Consider the following 20,889-nt stretch of genomic DNA (forward strand, 5'->3'; position numbering starts at 1 on the left):
TCCTTCATTCGCTGTCCGAAACCGGTTCCTAGTTTGACACCCATTGTGGTCCAACAATAGGTTGCCATCCTCTCGCAGAAGGAAGCGGCAATGGAACAGTGCTGGCGCTGGTATGGACCAAACGACCCGGTAACGCTCGATCATGTCAGGCAGGCCGGTGCGACCGGCGTGGTGAGCGCCTTGCACGATATCTATGACGGGCGCGCCTGGCCGCTCGAGAGCATTCTGGAGCGCAAGCGTGTCATCGAGGCCGCCGGCCTGACATGGTCGGTGGTCGAGAGCATTCCGGTCCACAACTCCTTCAAGATCGGCGCGCCGGAACGCGAGCGCTACGCCGGCTACTATCGCGACTCAATCCGCGCGCTCGCCAAGGCCGGCATTGCGACGGTCTGCTACAATTTCATGCCGGTGGTCGACTGGACCCGCACGGATCTCACCTATCGGCTGCCGACGACGGGCTATGCGCTGCGTTTCGACGCCATCGATTTCGCAGCCTACGACCTGTTCGTGCTGAAGCGCGTCAATGCCGAAGCCGGCTATACCGCTGCCCGTATCGCCGAAGCGGAAGCGCGGCTGAAGGAATTGAGCAGCGAAGCGATCGACAGGATCGAACGCAACCTGATCGCCGGCCTGCCGGCGACCGAGCGCAGCTATGACAGGGACAGTTTTCGCGAGGCCCTGGCGGACTACGATGCGATCGGACCAAAGGAGCTGCGCCAAAACCTTGCCTGGTTCCTGCGCGAGATCATTCCGGTGGCCGAAGAGGAGGGGGTGCGCATGTGCATCCATCCCGACGACCCGCCCTTCTCGCTCTATGGCTTGCCACGCATCGTTTCGACAGCCGAGGATGCGCGTTTCATCCTTAACGCCGTCGACAGCCCCGCCAACGGCCTGACGTTCTGCACCGGCTCTTATGGCACGCGCGCCGACAATGACATCGTCGCCATGGTCAAGGAATTCGCGGACCGCATCCACTTTGTCCACCTCCGCAACATCACCATCGAGGATGACGGCTCGTTCTACGAAGCCGAGCATCTCGAAGGCGGCACCGACATGGCGCATGTTATCCTCGCTCTGATGCAGGAAGAGGCGCGCCGTCGCGGGGAAGGCCGTGCCGACTGGCGCATTCCGATGCGACCAGACCATGGCCATCTGCTTGCCGACGACATCGGCAAGACCAGGATCAACCCCGGCTATTCGCTGATCGGCCGGCTGAAGGGCCTCGCCGAGCTGCGCGGCATCATGCGCGCCATCGAGCGGTTCGAGCTGGCTTGAAGCCGTCCTGCCGGTCGGCTGGCGGGATTTACAGACGATCACGCGCGATTGCGCTTCCGCTGCGACTTATACGCTGTCGCACTGGAAAGTGCGGTCCACGAGAGGCATGGCGGGTAAAGCACTTGTCGGGAAATTATTTGCCGACAGGTCATAATATGCAGCGCTGACGTTCTTCCATCCGGCCCGGATTGGACTTCCTGTTGCTTTGATCGGCACGCCTTGCGTGTCACTTTGAGATGCATTCATGCTCGAAGCTCTTGCCGGTGGTCGCTTCTACTTCTCCTAAGCCAGGGCAGAGAAAAGAAGGAAGCTGACCATGCCCAGAATTGTGCCGGTGCTTGACCTGAGCCGCCTCGAACAAGGTGCGTCCGAGTATCGTACCTTTCTCCTGGACCTGCGTACGGCAGCCCGGGACGTTGGCTTCTTCTATCTCAGCGGCCACGGAATTTCCGCCCCGGAGATCGACGACGTGCTCGATGCCTCGCGACGGTTCTTCGCGTTGCCGGAGGCCGACAAGCTGGCCATCGAAATGGTCAAGTCCCAGCAGTTCCGCGGCTACACCCGCGCCGGCGGCGAACTGACCAAGGGCGCGGCCGACTGGCGTGAGCAACTCGACATCGGCGTCGAGCGCCAGCCCATAGCGCAGGGACCTGGAATTGCACCGTGGACACGGCTGCAGGGGCCGAACCAGTGGCCGTCTGCACTGCCGGAGCTCAAGCCGGCACTGCTTGCATGGCAGGCCAAGGCGACCGCGGTGGCCATTCGGCTGCTGAAAGCCTTCGCACTATCGCTCGATCAGCCCGAGGACGCCTTCGACGCGATCTATCGGGACTCGCCCAACCATCGCATGAAGATCGTCCGTTATCCCGGCCGTGACGCGACCGAAGGCGACCAGGGCGTCGGCGCGCACAAGGATGGCGGTTTCCTCACCCTGCTGCTGCAGGACGACAACAAGGGCCTGCAGGTCGAATATGACGGAAGCTGGGTGAATGTGGATCCGCTCCCTGGAACGCTGGTCGTCAACATTGGCGAACTGCTCGAACTGGCATCGAATGGGTATTTGCGTGCCACCGTTCACCGCGTCGTGACGCCGCCTGCCGGCGTCGAGCGGATCTCCGTTCCCTTCTTCTTCAGTGCGCGGCTGGACGCGACCATACCGCTTCTGACCCTGCCCGAGGAATTGGCGGCCGAAGCGCGCGGGCCGGCAAGCGATCCGGACAATCCGTTGTTTCGCGATGTCGGCACCAATGTGCTCAAAAGCCGACTGCGTTCACATCCCGACGTGGCACGCCGCCACTATGCCGATCTTCTCCAGGCCGGAGCGGCGGGTTCGTGAACTCAGCTCTGCACGAATTTTTGCCGTTTCATATGTTTTTTGGAATGCCATTCGTCGCCAAGGCTTCGAGATAGGCGCAAAAAGGTAAAATCGTTTAGCGGTTTCCTCCCATTCCGCTGGACGGTGTTCCCCTCTGAAGGTTCAAACCTTCTTTTGGCCGGGCCGCATTCGAGCCCGGCCATTTTTTGTCCTGGTCCCGGACAGCGCAAAACCTATGCTGCAAAAGGCCGGTGTGGAGGAACAGGATATCTTCCCGAGTTGCGCGGACCGTCCGATCCTGAGTTTAGGATTCGAGCGCTAGTGCTCGACTGTATCGATCGGTCGAAACGACTTTCATGACACAAAAACAATTGCACCTCGGCGCCTTCATGCGCCCCGTCAGCCTGCATACCGGCGCCTGGCGCTATCCGGGCGCCTATGCCGACGCCAATTTCAATTTCGCGCATCTGAAGCGCTTCGCCCAGACCTTGGAGGCGGCGAAGTTCGACGCCTTCTTCATGGCCGACCATCTGGCCGTTCTCAACATGCCGATCGAGGCGCTGCGGCGCAGCCACACGGTCACCTCGTTCGAGCCGTTCACGCTTTTGTCGGCGCTCGCCGCCGTCACCGACCATATCGGGCTGGTCGCCACCGCATCGACGACGTTCGACGCGCCCTATCATGTTGCCCGCCGCTTCGCCTCGCTCGACCATATCAGCGGCGGACGCGCCGGCTGGAACATCGTCACCACGTCCAATCCGGATGCGGCGCTCAATTTCGGCCTCGACGAGCATGTCGAGCATGACGAGCGCTACCGGCGGGCCCGGGAATTCTACGATGTCGTCACCGGCCTGTGGGACAGCTTTGCCGACGATGCCTTCATCCGCGACGCCGAAAGCGGGTTCTATTTCGACCCGGCCAGGCTGCATGTGCTCGACCACAAGGGTGAGCATCTCTCGGTGCGCGGCCCACTCAACATCGCGCGGCCAATCCAGGGCTGGCCGGTCATCGTGCAGGCCGGCGCCTCGGAGGCAGGACGCCAGCTGGCGGCGGAGACAGCGGAGGTCATTTTCGCCGCCCATGCCGATCTCGCGGCGGGGCAGCGCTTCTTCGCCGACGTCAAAGGCCGTGCGGAAAGGCTTGGCCGGTCGCGTGACGACATCAAGATCCTGCCCGGCGCCTTTGTCGTTGTCGGTGACAGCGTCGAGGACGCGCAGGCCAGGCGGGCGAAGCTCGACAGTCTCGTCCACTACGAGAGCGGCATCGCCTCGCTGTCGATCGCCATCGGACATGACGCGTCCGGTTTTGATCCTGACGCGCCCTTGCCCGAAATCCCCGAGACCAATGCCTCGAAGAGTGGCCGCGAGCGCGTCATCGAACTGGCACGCGAGGAGAACCTGACCGTCAGGCAGCTTGCGCAAAGGCTGGGCGGCTATTCCGGCCTTGCTTTTGTCGGCACGCCTGAAACAATCGCCGACGAGATGGAGGAATGGCTGATCGGCGAGGGTTCCGACGGGTTCAACGTCATGTTTCCATACCTGCCCGCCGGGCTCGATGATTTTGCCGAGAAGGTGGTGCCGGAATTGCAACGGCGAGGGATCTTCAGGCGGCAATATGAAGGGTCGACACTGCGCGAGAATCTCGGCCTGAAGCGTCCGCCCAACCGGTTTTTCGAGTAGAGCCTTCTTCGCAGGGAGATTTTCGATGTCGATCCAGTCCAACACCCGCATCGTGCTCGCGGCGCGGCCACAAGGCCGGCCGAAGCCGGATGATTTCCGCATCGAGACGGTTGATGTCGTCCAGCCGGGAGAGGGCGAACTGCTGCTGCAGATCCTCTATCTGTCGCTCGATCCCTATATGCGCGGGCGCATGAACGCTACGAAATCCTATGCCAGGCCCGTCGATGTCGACGGCGTGATGGAAGGCGGTACCGTTGCGCGCGTCGTGATCTCTCGCCACCCGGAATTTACCGAAGGGGATATCGTGTTGTCCCATTCCGGCTGGCAGAGTTTTGCCTTGTCCGACGGTGTGGGGCTGCGCAAGCTGGATCCCGCTGCGGCACCCATCACTACGGCGCTTGGCGTGCTCGGCATGCCGGGCTTCACGGCCTATGCCGGTCTGCTCACCATCGGGCAGCCGAAGCCTGGCGAGACGGTCGTCGTGGCGGCCGCCAGCGGCGCGGTCGGGTCGGCCGTTGGCCAGATCGCGCGCATCAAGGGCGCGCGTGCCGTCGGCATTGCCGGCGGTGCCGACAAGTGCGCCTTCGTGCGAGACGAACTCGGCTTCGATGCGGTCGTCGATCACCGTGCCGATGATTTTGCCGAGCAATTGAAGGCAGCCTGCCCCGGTGGCATCGACATCTATTTCGAGAATGTCGGTGGTCCTGTCTGGGACGCGGTGTTTCCGCTGCTGAACGAATTTGCGCGTGTGCCGGTCTGCGGGCTGATCGCGCAGTACAACGTCATCGCGGATGCCGGCGTCGACCGGTTGCCGGTATTGATGCAGCAAGTGCTGTACCGCAGCCTGACGATCAGGGGGTTTATCCAGCGTGAATTTGTCGACCAGCGCCCGGCCTTCTATCGTGAGATGGCCGAATGGATATCGTCCGGCCGCGTCCGCTACAGGGAAGATATCGTCGATGGCATCGAAAATGCACCACAGGCCTTTCTCGGCCTTCTCGATGGCAAGAATTTCGGCAAGCTGATCGTGCGTATCGCGGAATAAATGCCGCGCAACGATCAGGCGGGGCTGCTTGGGTAATTTCTGCCGCAGCCGTGGCCGCGGGGCGTGATTGCCAGCAGCCGCCGATCAGCCGGTTGCCCCGGCTGCCGATGACGCTGAGCGGCGAGAAACGCAACTTGCCGATCTGGGCGATGGTCGCGGCGTCGCGCTCGCGCAGGCTTGGATTGCTCACGGCACGGTTTCTGTCTCGAGTGCCGGCAGTGCCGCCGCCAGCCGGTCCGCCCATTCCTCGATGCCGGACCGTGTCGACAAAAGATCCTGCCGGATCTCGACGAGGACGGCGGCGATGCCGCGATCGTCGCCATGAATGGGCACGGCGTAGTCGGCGTCGCGGCTGATCACATAGGGCACGTTGGCCGCGACATTGAGCGCCGCATCGGTGCGCAGGCCCGAAAGGATCGCTTCGGCGAGACCTCTTGCTTGGTCATGCAGCACGCCGGCATGCCAGGGCCTGCTGACGCCGAGGAAGACCGGCGTGAAAGAATGGATCGTCACGATCCGCGTCTGCCGGCCTGCTTGTGCCCGGCGGTCGAGATAAGCGGTCACCCGGTCATGGAACGGCGAAAAGATGATCTCGGCGCGCCGGGTCCGCTCCGCCGCATCGATGCCGACATTCCCGGGAATGTCGGTGTCTTCCGACAGTACCGGAATGCTGCCTGGCGTGCCCAGTGGCCGGTTGAGGTCGATCAGCAGCCGCGAATAGCCGCTGAGGAAGGCCGGAGCATCGAGCTTCGACGACAGCAGGCGGGTCACTTCGGCGGCGCCGATATCCCAGGCGATGTGGCGCTGCAGATGGTGGGCATCGAGGCCAAGCTGTCGATACTCGACCGGCATGTGGTTGGACGCATGCTCGCACAACAGCACGATATCGGAACGGCCGTGCTCGTTGAGGGCCTCGACGGCCTCGGGCCAATCTTTTTTTGTCACTGCGGTCATCAATAGAGCGCCCGGTAGAGATCGCAGATGGAGGCCGGATCGAGACCGGCAAGACGCTCGGCTTCATGTCGCTTGAGGCCGACGAAGGTTTCGATGAAGACGGGCGCGAACCATCCCGTCACGGTGCCGTCGGCCAGCAGCGCGTCCAGTGCCGCGGGCAGGGTTTCGGGCAGGCGCACCAGACCAAGACTTGCCCGCTCCGCCTCGCTCATCAGTGTCGGGTCGCCGGTGACCAAAGGTGGCGACGGCAGGCCCGCCTTCAGCCCTTCCAGCCCGGCGCGGATGATCGCCGCCAGCGACAGATAGGGATTGCCGGTGGCGTCGGCGGCCCGGTATTCGATGTTGTATTGCCGCGCCGGATCCCGTCCGCCGATCGTCACCGTCGGGCAGATGCGCAGCGACGCCTCGCGGTCGCGGTCGGCAAGCCAGGTGTAGGAAGAACTCCAGCTGTGCGGCTTCAGCCGGTAGAAGGACGACACGCTCGACGCCGTCATGGCGGTCATCCCAGGCAGATGGCGCAGCACGCCGGCACAGAAGGCGCCCGCTTTGGCGGAAAGGCCGCCCGCCAGTGCCGGATCGTAAGTCATCGGCTTGCCGGCCTCGTCGACGAAGCTGAAATGGATGTGGACGCCGTTGCCAACGGCGGTTGGCGCTGTCTTGGGGGCGAAGCTCGCACGCCAGCCGGCATTGCGCGCCAACTCGCGCGTGATTTCGCGGATGGCGACGGCGCGGTCGGCCGCCGTCAGCGCGTCCGCCGGCTCGTGCGTCACCTCGAACTGCTCGTCGCCGAATTCGGCGATGACCACCTCGGGCACGACGCCGGCTTCCTCGAGCGCGGCCATCAGATTCGGCGCGAAAGGATCGGCGCGGCGCAGTGCGGCGAAAGACATTGAATGCGCCTGTGCGAAGCCGCCGTCGGCGACGTTGAATTCATGCTCGAAGGCGGCGATGACCGACAGGCCGGTTGCGGCTTTCAAATCGGCCAGCGCGTCTTTGAGCATCGTGCGGGTGCAGCCGAGCCATGGGCTGCCGTCGAGCTCGACGATGTCGCCGGCGACCATATCGAATGGCGTTGCCGATCCGGTGCGTGTCGTGCGAAAGCGCGCTTCGAGATCGGGGATCAGCCGCAGGTCGCCCGACGAGCCCCAGGGGTTGGGATCGACGATCGAGTTGAACGGTGTCAGCGACAGATTGGCCTGCAGCCAACCGACGCCGGTCGTGGCGGTCTTCTGCAACTTGCTTTCGGCAACGAAACGGCCCCGCGTGACGGCGGAGAGATCCGTGGTGACGACGGCAACCAGAGGCTCGACAGTCGACGTCATGCCGGTTTTCCCAAAGCGTTGAAGCGGTCGACGACCGTGTCGGTGTCGGCCACCCAGCAGTAGCCGCCGAAGGCCTTGAGCGCGATGTCGTGGCGTTCCTGGGTGATGGTGGCGCAGGCATCCGATACGCAGGTGACAAGATAGCCGCGGTCGGCGCCGTCGCGCACCGCCATGTCGACGCATTGATCGGTCAGCACGCCGACCACGACGAGATAGCGGATGCCGAGGTTCTTGAGGAGATAGTCGACATTGGTCGAATTGAAGATGCCCGACGACGTCTTCGGCAGCATGATCTCGTCGCCAACCGGCGCCAGCGATGCCACCGGCAGTCCTTCGGGGAGACTGGGCGCAACATGGATCGGTGTCAGCTTGTGGTCGAGCGAGCGCTCACGGCCGTCTTCGGTCAGGCTCTGAATGATGGTGTGCAGCACCTCGACGCCATTGGCCCGCGCCGCCGCCAGCAGGCGCTCCTGGTTGGGGATCGTCTGCGAGGATGTCTGCCGGTAAAAATAATGATCGGGGCCACGTTCCGGATGCGACGGATCGGCGCCCGGCTCCAGCCAGATGCGCTGCATGTCGACGAGCAGCAGTGCCGTTTCGCCGGCACGGAAGGCTTCGTCTCGTTTGGGTAGGGCCTGGGTCATGCTTTGTCGTCCTGCTTTGCTGATTTGGGTCCCGGTGTCTTGCGGGGGCCGGGTGTCTTGCGCGCGCCGTTCTCTTGCGGTTCGCTGTCGAGCGTCACGGCATTGGCATGCCGCACCTTTTCGAGTCGCTCGATGCGGGCGCGGGCCTCGTCGCCCAGCGTCGAAACGATATGGGCGACCAACGCTTCCATCTGTGCGATCGCCGGCGCCAGCGTGTCGTAAGGTGAGGCGACTTCGAGCGGGCTGACGATGGTGACTTCGGCGAGATCTGATATCGGCGACAGCCATTGGTCGGTGAACAGGACTATGCGCAGATCGAGCGCCGCCGCCTGTTTTGCATAGGCCATCACATCGAGTTGGTAGCGGCGGTAGTCGAAGACGACGAGCACGTCGCGCCGGCCGAGGTCGGCCAGCGTGTCGAAGATCTGCGGAGAGAGCACGCCGAGATCGCGAACCCCGGAGCGGAACTGCACGAGATAGCCGGCCAGCATGCCGGCGATGTGGCGGCTGAACCGGCCGCCAACCAGCACGACCTCGCCCTTGGCCTCCATCAGCAAGCGGGCCGCCCGCTCGTAAGTCTGGACGGGTGTCGCGGCGGTGGCTTTCTGCAAGGCCGTGGTGACGCTATCGAGATAGGCCAGCACGGCGCTGTCGTTGGAACCGCTCTGCCGCTTGGCCTCCATCATCAGCAGCGGCGAGTGCAGTCTTGCCTCGACTTCGGCCAGAAGCCTCGCCTGGAAATCCGGAAACCCTTCATAGCCGAGCTTCATCACCAGCCGCACCACGGTTGGATCGCTGACGCCAGCGCGCCGGGCGAGCGATGAGGCGGTACCGAGGCCGGAGGTCGGATAGTCCGTCAACAGCAGTCGGACGATCTTCTCCTCCGACGGCGTCAGCGCAAGATCCCCGCGCATCAGAACATCGCGTATCGCCATGGGCCTCCCCGGAATCCGTGTTCTCTTGTTTTGTCGAGTTTATTACAGAGATTTAAATCTCGGTCAACAATGAAGAGATGTTGACATTGCGCGATCGCTGGCCCTACCTTGTCGAAAAGCAGCCAAGAGACTGTGGGGAACAGCCATGCGAAATGGAAGCGACGTCATCGTCGTCGGTGCCGGTATTGTCGGATCGAGCGCGGCCTATGATCTGGCCAAAGCCGGTGTGAAGGTCACGCTGGTCGAGCAGACCCATCCCGCCGGCGGCCCGTCGGGCAGATCGTCGGCGCTGCTGCACGCCTTCTACCTGATGCCGGAATTGTCGCAGCTATCCATCCGTGGCCGAGAGATCCTGGTGTCGCTGCCCGAAATCGCTGGCGAAGGATCCTTTGTCACCGAAATCGGCATGATGTGGGTCTGCGGCAACGACAACAAGGCGAGCTGGACGTCGGCAGCCGAACGCATCCGCGGCGAGGGCGCGCGCATCGAGACATTGTCGCCGCAGGCCTTTGCCGATGCCGCACCGGGCTTTGCCCTGGACAATGTCGCGCTGGCGCTGTGGGAACCCGAGTATGGCTATGCCGATGCCTTCGGCGCCACCAATGCTATTGCCCGTGCCGCCCGCGCCAGTGGTGCCAGGATCATGCAGAACACGTTGGTCGAGAGCCTCCAGCGGCAGGGCGACCGCATCACGGGTGTCATCTTGACCGATGGAACGATGCTGGAGGCCGATACCGTCGTCCTGGCCGCCGGGCCGTGGACGCGCCGGCTGCTGGCGACGGTCGGCCTCGATCTGCCGCTGCATGTCGAGCGCCATCCGATGGCCGTGCTCGACGCTGCCGGCAAGGCAAGGCAGGTCATGCCGTTCGCCTGGTGCGACGACATTTCCTGCAACTATGCGCGGCCAGACAATGACGGCGTCATCCTCGCCGGGACCTGGGCCGGCGGCGGCACCGGCCTGCGCCACGAACATGCAGGCCGTCCACGCTTCGTCGAAAATCCCGATGATTACATGGAAGGTGTCGAGGAGCAGGAATCGGTCGAGATCCTGGAGACCTTCGCCAGCCGCGTGCCGGCCATGGCCGAGCTTGGCATCCGGCCGGGCTGTGCCGGTCTCTACGACATGAGCCCCGACGATCTGCCGGTCATCGGCGCCATGCCTGATGTCGAAGGGCTGGTCGTTTCGGCGGGGTCTTCCGGCCACGGCTTCAAGACCGGGCCGGCAGTCGGCGAGGCGGTGGCCAGGCTGGTCACCGAAGGCGCGCAACCGATCCTGGCCCCGTTTTCACCCGATCGCTTCAGGGCCGCGTGATGGCGTCGGTGACGACGAGCGAGAGCAAGAGTTCCGGCTTCATGCCGGCCGCGTTCCGCAACGCCACGGCCGATGCCCTGTGCATGGTCGCGGTGCTGTTGCTGGTGGCGCTTGCCGCCTTCATCTTCGGCGGCGCCGCCATGCAGCGCGTCGTCACCTATGCTGCGATCATGCTGACGGCGGTGCTTGGCCTGCAGATCTTCTCCGGCAACAGCGGCATCGTCTCGTTCGGCCAGGCGGCCTTTGTCGGCCTCGGCGCCTACGCCACTGGTATTCTCACCATGCCCGCTGCATTGCAGCGAACGGCACTGCGCGACCTGCCGCAGTTCCTCGCCGGCCACCAACTCTCCTTCTTCGCGGCGCTGGCCGTTGTCCTGGTTTTGGCTGTCGTCATCGGCCTGTTGACCGGCACGCCACTGCTCAGGCTTTCCGGGTCGAGCGCCTCGATCGCCACGCTTGCCATGCTGATCATCGTCTACACGCTGCTGGTCGCCGGGCGCGAGATCACCCGTGGCAGCCAGCCTTTCTACGGCGTGCCGCGCGAGGTCGGGCTGTGGACGGCCGCGGCCATCGCTTCGGTGGCGCTGGTGGCAGCGAGGCTGTTTCGCGAAACGTCCTTCGGCCTAGCCACACGCGCTGCCGCCAATGACGAGCGCGGTGCCGCCGCCGTCGGCGTCGACCAGCGGACGGCGCGGCTGGCCGCCTGGGTGGCGGGTGTCGTCGCCGCCATGGCCGCCGGCGCCATGATGGCGCAATTCCTTGGCGCCTTTTCGCCGCGTGATTTCTACTTCGACCTCGGCTTCACCATGCTTGCCATGCTGATCGTCGGCGGCATGAGCTCTTCGCTCGGCGCCTTCGCCGGCGTCATCGTCACCATCGTCTTGATCGAGGTGGTGCGCCGCTTCGAAGGCGGCGGCGAGGTGCTCGGCCTGCATCTGCCCGTCCTGTTCGGCCTGACCCAGGGCGTGCTCGCCATCGCCATGATCCTGGTCATCTGGCGGCGCCCAACCGGTCTGTTCGGCGAGCGTGAATTGAACCTGCTGCGCCGGCCCGGACGTCAGGCGGTAACGGCTTCGGCCGCGCCGCCTCGGCATGTCGAAAGCGATCGGCTCAGCGCCGATCATCTGTCGCGTCGCTATGCCGGTGTCGTCGCCGTCGATGACGTCAGCCTGAATTTCCAAACCGACAGCATCACCGGCATCATCGGCCCCAATGGCGCTGGCAAGACGACGCTGCTCAACATGCTGGCCGGTGATGTCAAGCCAAGTGCCGGTACCGTGTCGGTGGGTGGCGCGGTGCGGCAGGCTTCTGCCTTCCGCTTCGCGCGCTCCGGCGTTGCCCGCACCTTCCAGAACATCCGCGTCTTCCCGCACATGACGGTGCTGGAAAACGTCGTCGTCGCCGCACGCCAGGTAGAGCCTGATCTCGTCCATGCCGAGGCGGCGGCAATGGGTGAACTTGCGCGCATGGGGCTGGAGAGATTTGCCGATCAGCCGGCCGCCAGGCTTGCCTATGGCCAGCGACGCCGGTTGGAAGTGGCACGTGCGCTGGCGTTGAAGCCGCGCTTCCTGCTGCTGGACGAGCCGGCCGCCGGCATGAACGCCGTCGAGACCGCCGAACTGGTTTCCATCCTCTCGACAGTCCGCACCGAGCGCCGCATCGGCGTCGTCCTGATCGAGCACGACATGAGGCTGGTGATGAACCTGTGCGAACGCATTGTCGTCATCGATCATGGCCGCGTCATCGCCGACGGTACGCCGGGCGACGTTCAGAAGAACCCCGCCGTGATCGCCGCCTATCTCGGCAGCCGCACGGCGCTCGCCAAGACCGCAACGCCTGAAAACCAGACCGCATAGACCGCAACGACCAACGACAAAAATCCAGAAGGAGAACCGACATGCCAAGCCTCTATCGCCTCCATCGCGCCGCCTTCTGCGCTGCCGTGTTCGGCATCGCCACCATTTCGACGGCCAGCGCCGAGGAGATCATCATCGGTGCCGCGACCGCGCAGACAGGCGGTCTTGCCCCTTACGACCAGCCGGCACTTGCCGGCCTGCGCATGTCGCTCGACGAACTCGACGCCAAGGGCGGGTTCGGCGGCAAATACACCGTCAAGCTGCTGATCAAGGACACCCGCTCCGACACCGCGCAGACCGCCACGGTCGCGCAGGAGCTGATCGATGCCGGCGCCAAGATCATGATCACGCCGTGCGATGCCGATCCCTCGATTTCCGCCGGCCAGCTGACCCAGCCTCTCGGCATTCCGACCCTGACGCTGTGCGGCTCCGCCCCGGTGCTCACCGGCGCGGTCGGCGATGTCATGTTCGGCACCTATCCCGCCGACAATGTACAGGCGACGGCGGTTGCCGACTTCGCCGTCTCCGAAGGCAAGAAGAAGGTGTTCCTGCTGACCTCGCCGGACTCCACCTACACCGCCAATCTGCCGGAATATTTCGGCAAGGTGTTCGAGAAGAAGGGCGGCACCATTGTCGGCCGCGGCACTTTCAGCATGGGCCAGCCCGACTTTTCCGCCGAGATCACCAACATCAAGGGCTTGGCCGATAAGCCCGACCTGATCATGACGGCGGCCTATGAGCCCGATTTCCCAGCCTTCATCCAGCAATTGCGCGGCGCCGGCGTCACCATCCCGGTCTATGGAGCCGATGCCATCGGTACGCCGACCATCAAGGCGCTCGGCAAATTGGTCGACGGCATCGTCTACACCGCGGCCGGCTATGCCGAGCCGGGCAGCAAGCTCGAAGCCTTCAACGCCGCCTTCACCAAATATGCCGGCCATGCGCCGGAATCGACCTATGAGGTCAATGGCTACGAGATCGGCCTGATCCTCGACCAGGCGGTCAAGACGGCCGGCTCCGACGACCCGAAGGCGATCCGCGACGCCATCGCCGGCCTCAAGGATTTCGAGGGCATCACCGGCAAGATCACCTATGCCGGCACCGACCGCATGCCGCTGCGGCCAGTGGCGCTGATGCGCTACGAGGGCGGCGAAGGCAAGCATGTCGAGACCCTGATCCCCGAAGCCGCCGACGTTCCGGCGCCGTGATGTCATGCTGAGCGTCGAAGCCCTGAAAATCCGGTACGGCGAGGTCGAGGCGGTGCGCCGCGTCGACCTCGCCGTCGACAGCGGCGAGATCATCGCCCTGGTCGGCGCCAACGGTGCCGGCAAGAGCTCGACGCTCGGCGCCGTCGCCGGGCTGGTGCCGGCGGCGTCCGGCAAGGTGGTCTTCGACGGTGTCGACATCACCGGCCTGGCGCCGGAGGCGATCGCCCGCAAGGGCGTCGCGCTGGTTCCGGAAGGCCGCCGCATCTTCGCCAGCCTGACGGTGGCCGACAATCTGCGTCTCGGCGGCGCGGTGCATCAGCCGGCGGCCGAGGCACGGCTGCGCGAAGAGGAGATGCTGGAGCTGTTCCCGATCCTGCGCCGCTACCACCGCGTCAAGGGCGGCAATCTGTCGGGCGGCGAACAGCAGATGCTGGCCATCGCCCGCGCGCTGATGGGCAAGCCGCGCATGATCCTCCTCGACGAGCCCTCGCTCGGCCTTGCCCCGCAACTGATCGACACCGTCTTCGACCTGATCGCCGAACTGCGCCGCAAGGGCCTGACCATCCTTCTGGTCGAACAGAATGTGGCGCTGGCGCTCGAAATCGCCGACCGCGCCGTCGTGCTCGCCAATGGCGAAGTGGTGCTGTCGGGCACGGCAAAAGAACTCGCCTCTTCGGACCTCGTCCGCCAGGCCTATCTGGGAGCTTAGAAGCATGATCGCGCAGCAGATCATCAATGCGGTGAGCCTCGGCGGCGTCTATGCGCTGCTGGCGCTCGGGCTGGCGATCGTCTTTTCCATCGTCGGCTTGATCAACTTCGCCCATGGCGAGCTGATGACGCTGTCGGGCTATGCGCTGCTCGCCTCGCTGGTGCTTGGCTTTCCGTTCCCCGTAGCCGTGCTTGTCGCCGTGTCCTGCGGCGCGCTCGCCGCTGTCGCCATGGAGCGCATCGCGTTCAGGCCGATGCGCGGCGCCAGCGTCACCAGTCTGTTGCTGACCAGCTTCGCTGTCTCCAGCCTGCTGAAGGTCGTCTTCCAGAACGGCATCTCGGCGCGGCCGCAGGCTGTCGCCATGCCTGGCTGGATGACCGGCGCTTTCTCCTTCGGCGATTTCACCATCGGCGTCGGTCCCAGCATCTCCATCGTCGTCTCCGCACTGGCGCTGATTGCGCTGGAAGTCTTCCTGCGCCGCTCGGTGACCGGGACGGCGATGCGTGCCGCAGCGGAGGATTTCGACGTCGTGCGCCTGATGGGCATTCCGGCCAGCCGCATCATCGCCACCGCCTTCCTGCTCTCCGGCCTGCTCGCCGGGCTGGCGGCCATGCTGTGGGTGGCGCAGCGTGCCTCGGTCGACCCGCTGATGGGTTTCACGCCGGTGCTGAAGGCGTTTATCGCCGCCGTCGTCGGCGGGCTCGGCAGCTTGCCCGGTGCTGTCGCCGGCGGCTTCCTGCTCGGCATCATCGAGGTGCTGCTGCAAGCGACATTGCCGGGAGCGATCGCGCCCTATCGCGACGCCATCGTGCTGTCGGGCGTCATCGCCGTGCTGCTGGTTCGTCCGCAAGGCCTGATCCCGGCAGTTCGCGCCCAGCGAAGCTGACCTGATGTATACCAAGCCCGAGTTCGTGCCACTGTCGCGCGACGAGGTGTTCGGCCTGATCGAGGCCGCGGCCTTTGCCACGGTGGTGACAGCGGGACCGCAGGGCCTTGTCGTCTCTCATCTTCCCTTCGTGCTCGATCGCGCGCGGGGTGAAAATGGAACGCTGATCTCGCATCTCGCCCGGGCCAATCCGCACAGCACCTTGATCAGCGAAGGCAGGGAGACGATCACTGTCTTCCACAGCCCGCATGGCTACATCTCGCCGTCCTGGTATCCGCGCAATCCGGTGCGCGACAGCGCGCCGACCTGGAACTTTGCCGTCGTGCATTGTCATGGGCATCCGGTGCCGCTCGACGATCACGGCACCGCCCGGCATCTCCTGCAGCTTGTCGATGTGCTGGAGAAGGATCGCGACGATCGCTGGCGCATGCGTGAGCTCGGACCAGGCGGCATGGAGCGGCGCATACCTGGTATCATAGGGTTTGACCTGCCGATCGGGCGGCTCGAAGCCAAGTTCAAGATGGGCCAGGATGAGCGCCTCTACGACACAGGCGGAGCCATCAGGGTGCTGGAGCAAAACGATCCGGCGCTGGCAACGATGATGAAGGCGCACAACGCGCATCGCCAGGACTGACCGCCTGCATGCGGCAAGGAAAAGAAAAATGATCCCCAATCTCAACATCGTGCCCTTCGTCAGCGTCGATCATATGATGAAGCTGGTGCTGAAGATCGGCGTCGAACGCTTCCTCGTCGAACTCGCCGGCTACATCGAGAATGATTTCCGCCGCTGGGAGCTGTTCGACAAGACGCCGCGCGTCGCCTCGCACAGCGCCGAGGGTGTCATCGAACTGATGCCGACCAGCGACGGCGAGGTCTACGGCTTCAAATATGTCAACGGCCATCCCAAGAACATGCGCGAGGGACGCCAGACCGTGACCGCCTTCGGCATGCTCGCCGACGTCCACAATGGCTACCCGGTATTGCTGTCCGAAATGACCATCCTGACGGCGCTGCGCACGGCGGCGATGTCGGCTCTGGCCGCGAAGTATCTGGCGCCGGCCGGCTCCAGCTGCATGGCGCTGATCGGCAACGGCGCCCAGGCCGAATTCCAGGCGGTGGCCTTCAAGGCGCTGCTCGGCGTCGACAGGCTGAGGCTTTACGATATCGACCGCACGGCCACCGAAAAATGCATCCGCAATCTCGCCGGTCTCGGCTTCGACATGGTCGCTTGCGGCACCGCGCAGGAGGCGGTCGAAGGGGCTGACATCATCACCACCGTCACCGCCGACAAGCAGTACGCCACTATCCTCACCGACAACATGGTCGGCTCCGGCGTGCACATCAACGCGGTCGGCGGCGACTGCCCCGGCAAGACCGAATTGCATCGCGATATCCTGCTGCGCTCAGACATCTTCGTCGAATACCCGCCGCAGACCCGTATCGAGGGCGAGATCCAGCAGCTTGCGCCGGATCATGAGGTGATCGAGTTGTGGCAGGTGATGTCAGGCGCCGTGCAAGGCCGGCGCGATTCCGGCCAGATCACGCTGTTCGATTCGGTCGGCTTCGCCATCGAGGATTTTTCGGCGTTGCGCTATGTCAGGGATCAACTGCGCTCGACCGGCCTCTACCAGGAACTCGACATGCTGGCCGACCCCGACGAACCGCGAGATCTGTTCGGCATGCTGTTGAGGGCGGCCCAGCAGGGTTGAGGCATAGAGTGTTCAGCCAGCCGAACCCCACATGGCATCCGGCACCACCACCAGCTTGCCGACGAAATCCTTGGCAATGAAATCCGCCTGCGCATGGTGGAAATCGGAGAGCTTGTAGACGCCACCGACCAGCGGCCGGATTTTCTTCGCCTCGATGTAACCAACGATACGACGGAAATCCGCGCGCGTGCCCTGGCTCGAACCATGCAACTGCAACTGCTTGAGATACATGGTCCTGAGATCGAGCTGCACGACCGGACCGGCAATCGCCCCGGCGGTGGTGTAGCGGCCTTCGGGCCTGAGAATACGCAAGAGATCGTTGAAGATCGCGCCGCCGACCAGGTCGGCCACCACGTCGATCGGTTGGCCGCCGGTCGCTTCAATCACGGCTTGCGGCAGGTCTGCGACGCCACGGGTGATGACCGCCTCGGCGCCGATGTCCAGCACCGCCTGTTCCTTGCCCTTGCCGACGACGGCATAGGGAATGGCGCCGCGCGCCCGTGCCAGTTGCACGATGCCGGAACCGACGCCGCCCGAGGCGCCGGTGACCAGCACGCGCTCGCCGGCCTTCAAGCCGGCGCGCTCCAGCATCTGTTCGCCGGTCAGGTAAGCGCAGCAGAAGGTGGCGAGTTCGACGTCGCTCATGTCGGTATCGACGACATGCGCATTCTCGGCCGGCACGGCCTGGTATTCGGCATAGCCGCCGTCGCGGCCGTGGCCCATATAGTCGATGTCGGCGAGCGAATCGTCGTCGCGATTGTAGATGGAGAAATCGACCATCACCCGTTCGCCGATACGCTCCGGCGACACACCTTCGCCGACGGCGGCGATGGTACCGACGGTGTCGGTGCCCTGGATGCGCGGGAAAACAAGCGTGTTGCCCTGGCGCCGCCATGTCGACACGGCAGCCGCATTCTCTTCCGTGCCATAGGCGCCCTGGCGCACCCAGACATCGGTGTTGTTCATGCCGCAAGCGCTGACCTTGACCAGCACTTCACCTGGCGCAGGCGCGGGCACTTTCACATCGCTGCGGTAGACGAGTTTTTCCGGCCCGCCGTGCCCGACAAGCAGCACGGCGGCCATGGTGGCGGGGAGGGTTCTGGTCATGGCATTCATAGTCGATCTCAGAGATTGGCAAACACGCTCTTGACCGCATCGGCGGTCTTCGACACGACGATGTCGGCTTCCTCGCGGGTCAGGCAGAGCGGCGGCGCGAAGCCAAGAATGTCGCCCTGCGGCATGGCGCGGCCGATGACGCCGCTTGCGGCAAGCGCTGTTGCCACCTGCGGTCCGATCTTCTGCGAAGCGTCGAAGAACACCCGGTCGTCCTTGTCGGCAACGAATTCCACCGCTGCCAGCATGCCGTCGCCGCGGACGTCACCGACATGCTTGTGGCCGCCGACCGCCTTGGCCAGCTCGGCGCGGAAATAGGCGCCCGTCTCCTTGGCATTTGTCACAAGATCCATCTCGTCGATCAGCTCGAGATTGGCCACACCGGCGGCAACGCAGATCGGATGTGCCGAATAGGTCCAGCCATGGCCGAGCGAACCGAGCTTGTCGGAGCCCTCAACCAGCACCTGCCACATCTTGTCGGCGACGATGACGCCCGACAGCGGCGCATAGGCCGAGGTCAGGCCCTTGGCGATGGTGATCAGGTCCGGCTTGATGCCGTAATGGTCGGAGCCGAACATGGTGCCCAGTCGGCCGAAGCCCGTCACCACTTCGTCGGCGACCAGCAGCACGTCGTACTTCTTAAGCACCGCCTGGATCTTTTCCCAATAGCCGGCCGGCGGCGGCACGATGCCGCCGGTGCCCAGGATCGGCTCGCCGATGAAGGCAGCGACGGTTTCCGGGCCCTCAGCCAGGATCATCTCCTCGAGCTTGTCGGCACAATGCTGCGAAAACTGCTCCTCGCTCATCGAGCGGTCGGCGCGGCGGAAGTAGTAGGGTGCCTCGGTGTGCAGGATCGGCGCGCGCGGCAGGTCGAAGGCGTTGTGGAACAGGTCGAGCCCGGTCAGCGATCCCGTCATCACGCCCGAGCCGTGATAGCCGCGCCAGCGCGAAATGATCTTCTTCTTCTCCGGCCGGCCGAGCACGTTGTTGTAGTACCAGATCAGCTTGATGTTGGTTTCGTTGGCATCCGAACCGGAGAGGCCGAAATAGACCCGCGACATGCCCTGCGGCGCGCGATCGATGATCATCTTGGCCAGCGTGATCGAGGCCTCGGTACCGTGGCCGACATAGGCGTGGTAATAGGCGAGGTTCTTCGCCTGGGCGGCGATGGCGTCAGCGATCTTCTGGCGGCCGTAGCCGACATTGACGCAATAGAGCCCGGCGAAGGCATCGAGGCTCTTCCTGCCATTGTTGTCCCACACGGTGACGCCTTCACCGCCGGCCATGATGCGTGTCGGGCTTTCGCCCCGCGCATGCGTGCCCATATGGGTCGAGGGATGGAAGAAGTGGTCGCGATCCCAGGCGGCGAGTTCGTTGGACTGGTCGAGCATTTTTTAACTCCTTGAGGGATGGCAGGACGAACCTAGGCGACGTCCAGACAGAGATACTTCAGATCGGTGAAGGCTTCGAGCCCGTGGCGCGAGCCTTCGCGCCCGATGCCCGATTGCTTGACGCCGCCGAACGGGATCGGCGCGCCGGTGATCTTGACGCGGTTGATGGCGACCATGCCGTAGTCGAGCGCGCGGCCCATGCGCTGCTGCCGGCCACCATTCTCGGTCACGACATAGGCGACGAGGCCATACTCGGTGGCGTTGGCGCGGGCGATCACGTCATCCTCGCTGTCGAACGGCGTCACGGCGGCAACCGGGCCAAACGTCTCCTCGCGCATGATCAGCGCTTCGTCACTGACATCGGCCAGCAGCGTCGGCTGGTAGAACAGCGGGCCGGCCTGGTGCCGCTTGCCGCCGGTGAGGCAGCGCGCGCCGTGAGCGATGGCATCGGCGACCTGTTCCTCCACCTTCTTGATGGCGCGCTCATGCATCAGCGGCCCGATGTTAATCTTCTCGGCTAGGCCATTGCCGGTCCGCAGCGTCTCGATGCGCTTGGCGAAGGCGGCGCAGAACCGATCGTAGATCGGACGCTGGACGTAGATGCGGTTGGCGGCGAGGCAGTCCTGGCCCGACGTGGCGAATTTAGCGTCGATGGCGATATCAACCGCTTTGTCCAGATCTGCATCGGCAAAGACGATCAGCGGGGCATGACCGCCAAGCTCCATCACCAGCCGCTTCATGGTCGGCGCGCTCTGGGCGGCGATCAGCCGGCCGATCTCGGTCGAGCCGGTGAAGCTCATGGCACGCACGCGCGGATCTTCGCACATCCGGCCGACGATCGCCGAAGCCTTGCCGGTGACGATGTTGAAGACGCCCACGGGCAGGCCGGCGCGTTCGCCGAGTTCGGCCAGCGCCAGCGCCGACAGCGGCGTTTCCGAGGACGGATGCGCGACGATGGTGCAGCCGGCGGCAAGGGCGGCGGCCGCCTTACGGGTCAGCATGGCCGACGGAAAATTCCACGGCGTGACGACGCCGACGACGCCGAGCGGCTCGCGCCGCACCATCATCTCGGCGTTCGGCAGATGGCTGGTGACGCTCTCGGCGTTCACGCGTTTTGCTTCCTCGGCATACCATTCGACGAAGGAGGCGGCGTAGTCGATCTCGCCCAGCGATTCCTGCAGAGGCTTGCCCTGTTCAAGCGTCATCAGCAGAGCCAGATCATCCTTGGCGCCGACGATCAGCTCGAACCATTTTCGTAAAATTTTCGAGCGCTCCTGCGGCAACAGCGCCCGCCAGGCCGGGAAGGCACGCGCCGCGGCATCGATCGCCTTTGTCGTCTGCCGGCCATCGAGCGCGGCGACGAAAGCGACGGTCGTGCCGGTGGCCGGATCGGTGACCTCGAAGCTTTCGGCAGCCTCGCTTGCGGTCCAGTGGCCATCGACATAGGCCAGTTCGCGCAGCAGCCGGCGGTCGGCGAGGCCGTCGAGCGCTTCATGGCGATGCGAGCGGGCGAAATGCGCGGACATGGTCAAAGCC

At 64.5% G+C, this 20,889-nt stretch carries 18 protein-coding genes; 11 read left to right on the top strand and 7 right to left on the bottom strand.

Annotated elements, in window-relative coordinates; genetic code table 11:
- Window positions 1–90: 90 nt before the first annotated feature.
- The 4 genes from uxuA to EN990_RS00190 all read left to right on the top strand — a co-directional run bounded on the left by uxuA (window position 91) and on the right by EN990_RS00190 (window position 5,314).
- Window positions 91–1,275: a mannonate dehydratase gene (gene uxuA / locus EN990_RS00175; RefSeq protein WP_127385005.1), complete on the top strand. Its 1,185-nt coding sequence runs from the start codon at window positions 91–93 to the stop codon at window positions 1,273–1,275.
- Window positions 1,276–1,591: 316 nt separating this feature from the next.
- A complete protein-coding gene (locus EN990_RS00180) occupies window positions 1,592–2,611 on the top strand; it encodes an isopenicillin N synthase family oxygenase (RefSeq protein WP_013530313.1) in 1,020 nt (339 codons plus the stop codon).
- Window positions 2,612–2,946: 335 nt separating this feature from the next.
- Complete coding sequence (locus tag EN990_RS00185) at window positions 2,947–4,269, top strand: LLM class flavin-dependent oxidoreductase (RefSeq protein ID WP_127368898.1); 1,323 nt, start codon at window positions 2,947–2,949, stop codon at window positions 4,267–4,269.
- 25 nt (window positions 4,270–4,294) lie between these two features.
- A complete protein-coding gene (locus EN990_RS00190; protein ID WP_127368897.1) occupies window positions 4,295–5,314 on the top strand; it encodes an NADP-dependent oxidoreductase in 1,020 nt (339 codons plus the stop codon).
- 186 nt (window positions 5,315–5,500) lie between these two features.
- Here EN990_RS00190 and EN990_RS00195 read toward each other — a convergent pair whose 3' ends face one another.
- From EN990_RS00195 to EN990_RS00210, 4 genes are read right to left on the bottom strand one after another with little or no spacing between them, the layout of a single operon-like run.
- The gene (locus tag EN990_RS00195; RefSeq protein WP_024502302.1) at window positions 5,501–6,268 is read right to left on the bottom strand and encodes an N-formylglutamate amidohydrolase; all 768 of its coding nucleotides are present in this window, start codon (window positions 6,266–6,268) and stop codon (window positions 5,501–5,503) included.
- On the bottom strand, window positions 6,268–7,590 hold the full coding sequence (locus tag EN990_RS00200) for a glutamine synthetase (RefSeq protein ID WP_127368896.1): 1,323 nt from the start codon (window positions 7,588–7,590) through the stop codon (window positions 6,268–6,270). The genes EN990_RS00195 and EN990_RS00200 overlap by 1 nt, the downstream gene beginning before the upstream one ends.
- Entirely contained in the window at window positions 7,587–8,234 is a 648-nt protein-coding gene (locus tag EN990_RS00205) for an isochorismatase family cysteine hydrolase (RefSeq protein WP_013530318.1), read from the bottom strand. The genes EN990_RS00200 and EN990_RS00205 overlap by 4 nt, the downstream gene beginning before the upstream one ends.
- A complete protein-coding gene (locus EN990_RS00210; protein ID WP_127368895.1) occupies window positions 8,231–9,169 on the bottom strand; it encodes a MurR/RpiR family transcriptional regulator in 939 nt (312 codons plus the stop codon). Before EN990_RS00210 ends, EN990_RS00205 begins: the two co-directional genes overlap by 4 nt.
- Before the next feature lie 145 nt (window positions 9,170–9,314).
- Between EN990_RS00210 and EN990_RS00215 the strand changes: the two genes are divergently transcribed.
- Genes EN990_RS00215 through EN990_RS00245 form a run of 7 tightly spaced genes read left to right on the top strand, consistent with a single transcriptional unit; the run spans window position 9,315 to window position 16,849 of the window.
- Complete coding sequence (locus EN990_RS00215; RefSeq protein ID WP_127385004.1) at window positions 9,315–10,481, top strand: FAD-binding oxidoreductase; 1,167 nt, start codon at window positions 9,315–9,317, stop codon at window positions 10,479–10,481.
- Window positions 10,481–12,337: a branched-chain amino acid ABC transporter ATP-binding protein/permease gene (locus EN990_RS00220; protein WP_127369932.1), complete on the top strand. Its 1,857-nt coding sequence runs from the start codon at window positions 10,481–10,483 to the stop codon at window positions 12,335–12,337. The genes EN990_RS00215 and EN990_RS00220 overlap by 1 nt, the downstream gene beginning before the upstream one ends.
- Before the next feature lie 41 nt (window positions 12,338–12,378).
- Entirely contained in the window at window positions 12,379–13,545 is a 1,167-nt protein-coding gene (locus EN990_RS00225) for an ABC transporter substrate-binding protein (protein WP_127369931.1), read from the top strand.
- Window positions 13,546–13,549: 4 nt separating this feature from the next.
- Window positions 13,550–14,254, top strand: coding sequence for an ABC transporter ATP-binding protein (locus EN990_RS00230; RefSeq protein WP_127388222.1), 705 nt, complete (start codon window positions 13,550–13,552; stop codon window positions 14,252–14,254).
- A 4-nt stretch (window positions 14,255–14,258) separates the two neighbouring features.
- Window positions 14,259–15,140: a branched-chain amino acid ABC transporter permease gene (locus EN990_RS00235; RefSeq protein ID WP_027035600.1), complete on the top strand. Its 882-nt coding sequence runs from the start codon at window positions 14,259–14,261 to the stop codon at window positions 15,138–15,140.
- A gap of 4 nt (window positions 15,141–15,144) precedes the next feature.
- Window positions 15,145–15,774 (top strand): FMN-binding negative transcriptional regulator, encoded by a 630-nt coding sequence (locus EN990_RS00240; protein WP_127369880.1) that lies wholly within the window; start codon window positions 15,145–15,147, stop codon window positions 15,772–15,774.
- A gap of 28 nt (window positions 15,775–15,802) precedes the next feature.
- Complete coding sequence (locus tag EN990_RS00245) at window positions 15,803–16,849, top strand: ornithine cyclodeaminase (RefSeq protein WP_127369881.1); 1,047 nt, start codon at window positions 15,803–15,805, stop codon at window positions 16,847–16,849.
- Window positions 16,850–16,861: 12 nt separating this feature from the next.
- On the opposite strand, the gene EN990_RS00250 is transcribed toward EN990_RS00245, so the two are convergent.
- From EN990_RS00250 to EN990_RS00260, 3 genes are read right to left on the bottom strand one after another with little or no spacing between them, the layout of a single operon-like run.
- Window positions 16,862–17,965, bottom strand: coding sequence for an alcohol dehydrogenase family protein (locus tag EN990_RS00250; RefSeq protein ID WP_127388223.1), 1,104 nt, complete (start codon window positions 17,963–17,965; stop codon window positions 16,862–16,864).
- Between the two features lie 8 nt (window positions 17,966–17,973).
- Entirely contained in the window at window positions 17,974–19,353 is a 1,380-nt protein-coding gene (locus EN990_RS00255; RefSeq protein ID WP_127370294.1) for an aspartate aminotransferase family protein, read from the bottom strand.
- Between the two features lie 32 nt (window positions 19,354–19,385).
- Window positions 19,386–20,879: an NAD-dependent succinate-semialdehyde dehydrogenase gene (locus EN990_RS00260; RefSeq protein WP_127385001.1), complete on the bottom strand. Its 1,494-nt coding sequence runs from the start codon at window positions 20,877–20,879 to the stop codon at window positions 19,386–19,388.
- Window positions 20,880–20,889: the final 10 nt, after the last annotated feature.

The organism is Mesorhizobium sp. M7A.F.Ca.US.005.03.1.1, assembly GCF_003997975.1.
Classification (GTDB): domain Bacteria; phylum Pseudomonadota; class Alphaproteobacteria; order Rhizobiales; family Rhizobiaceae; genus Mesorhizobium; species Mesorhizobium ciceri.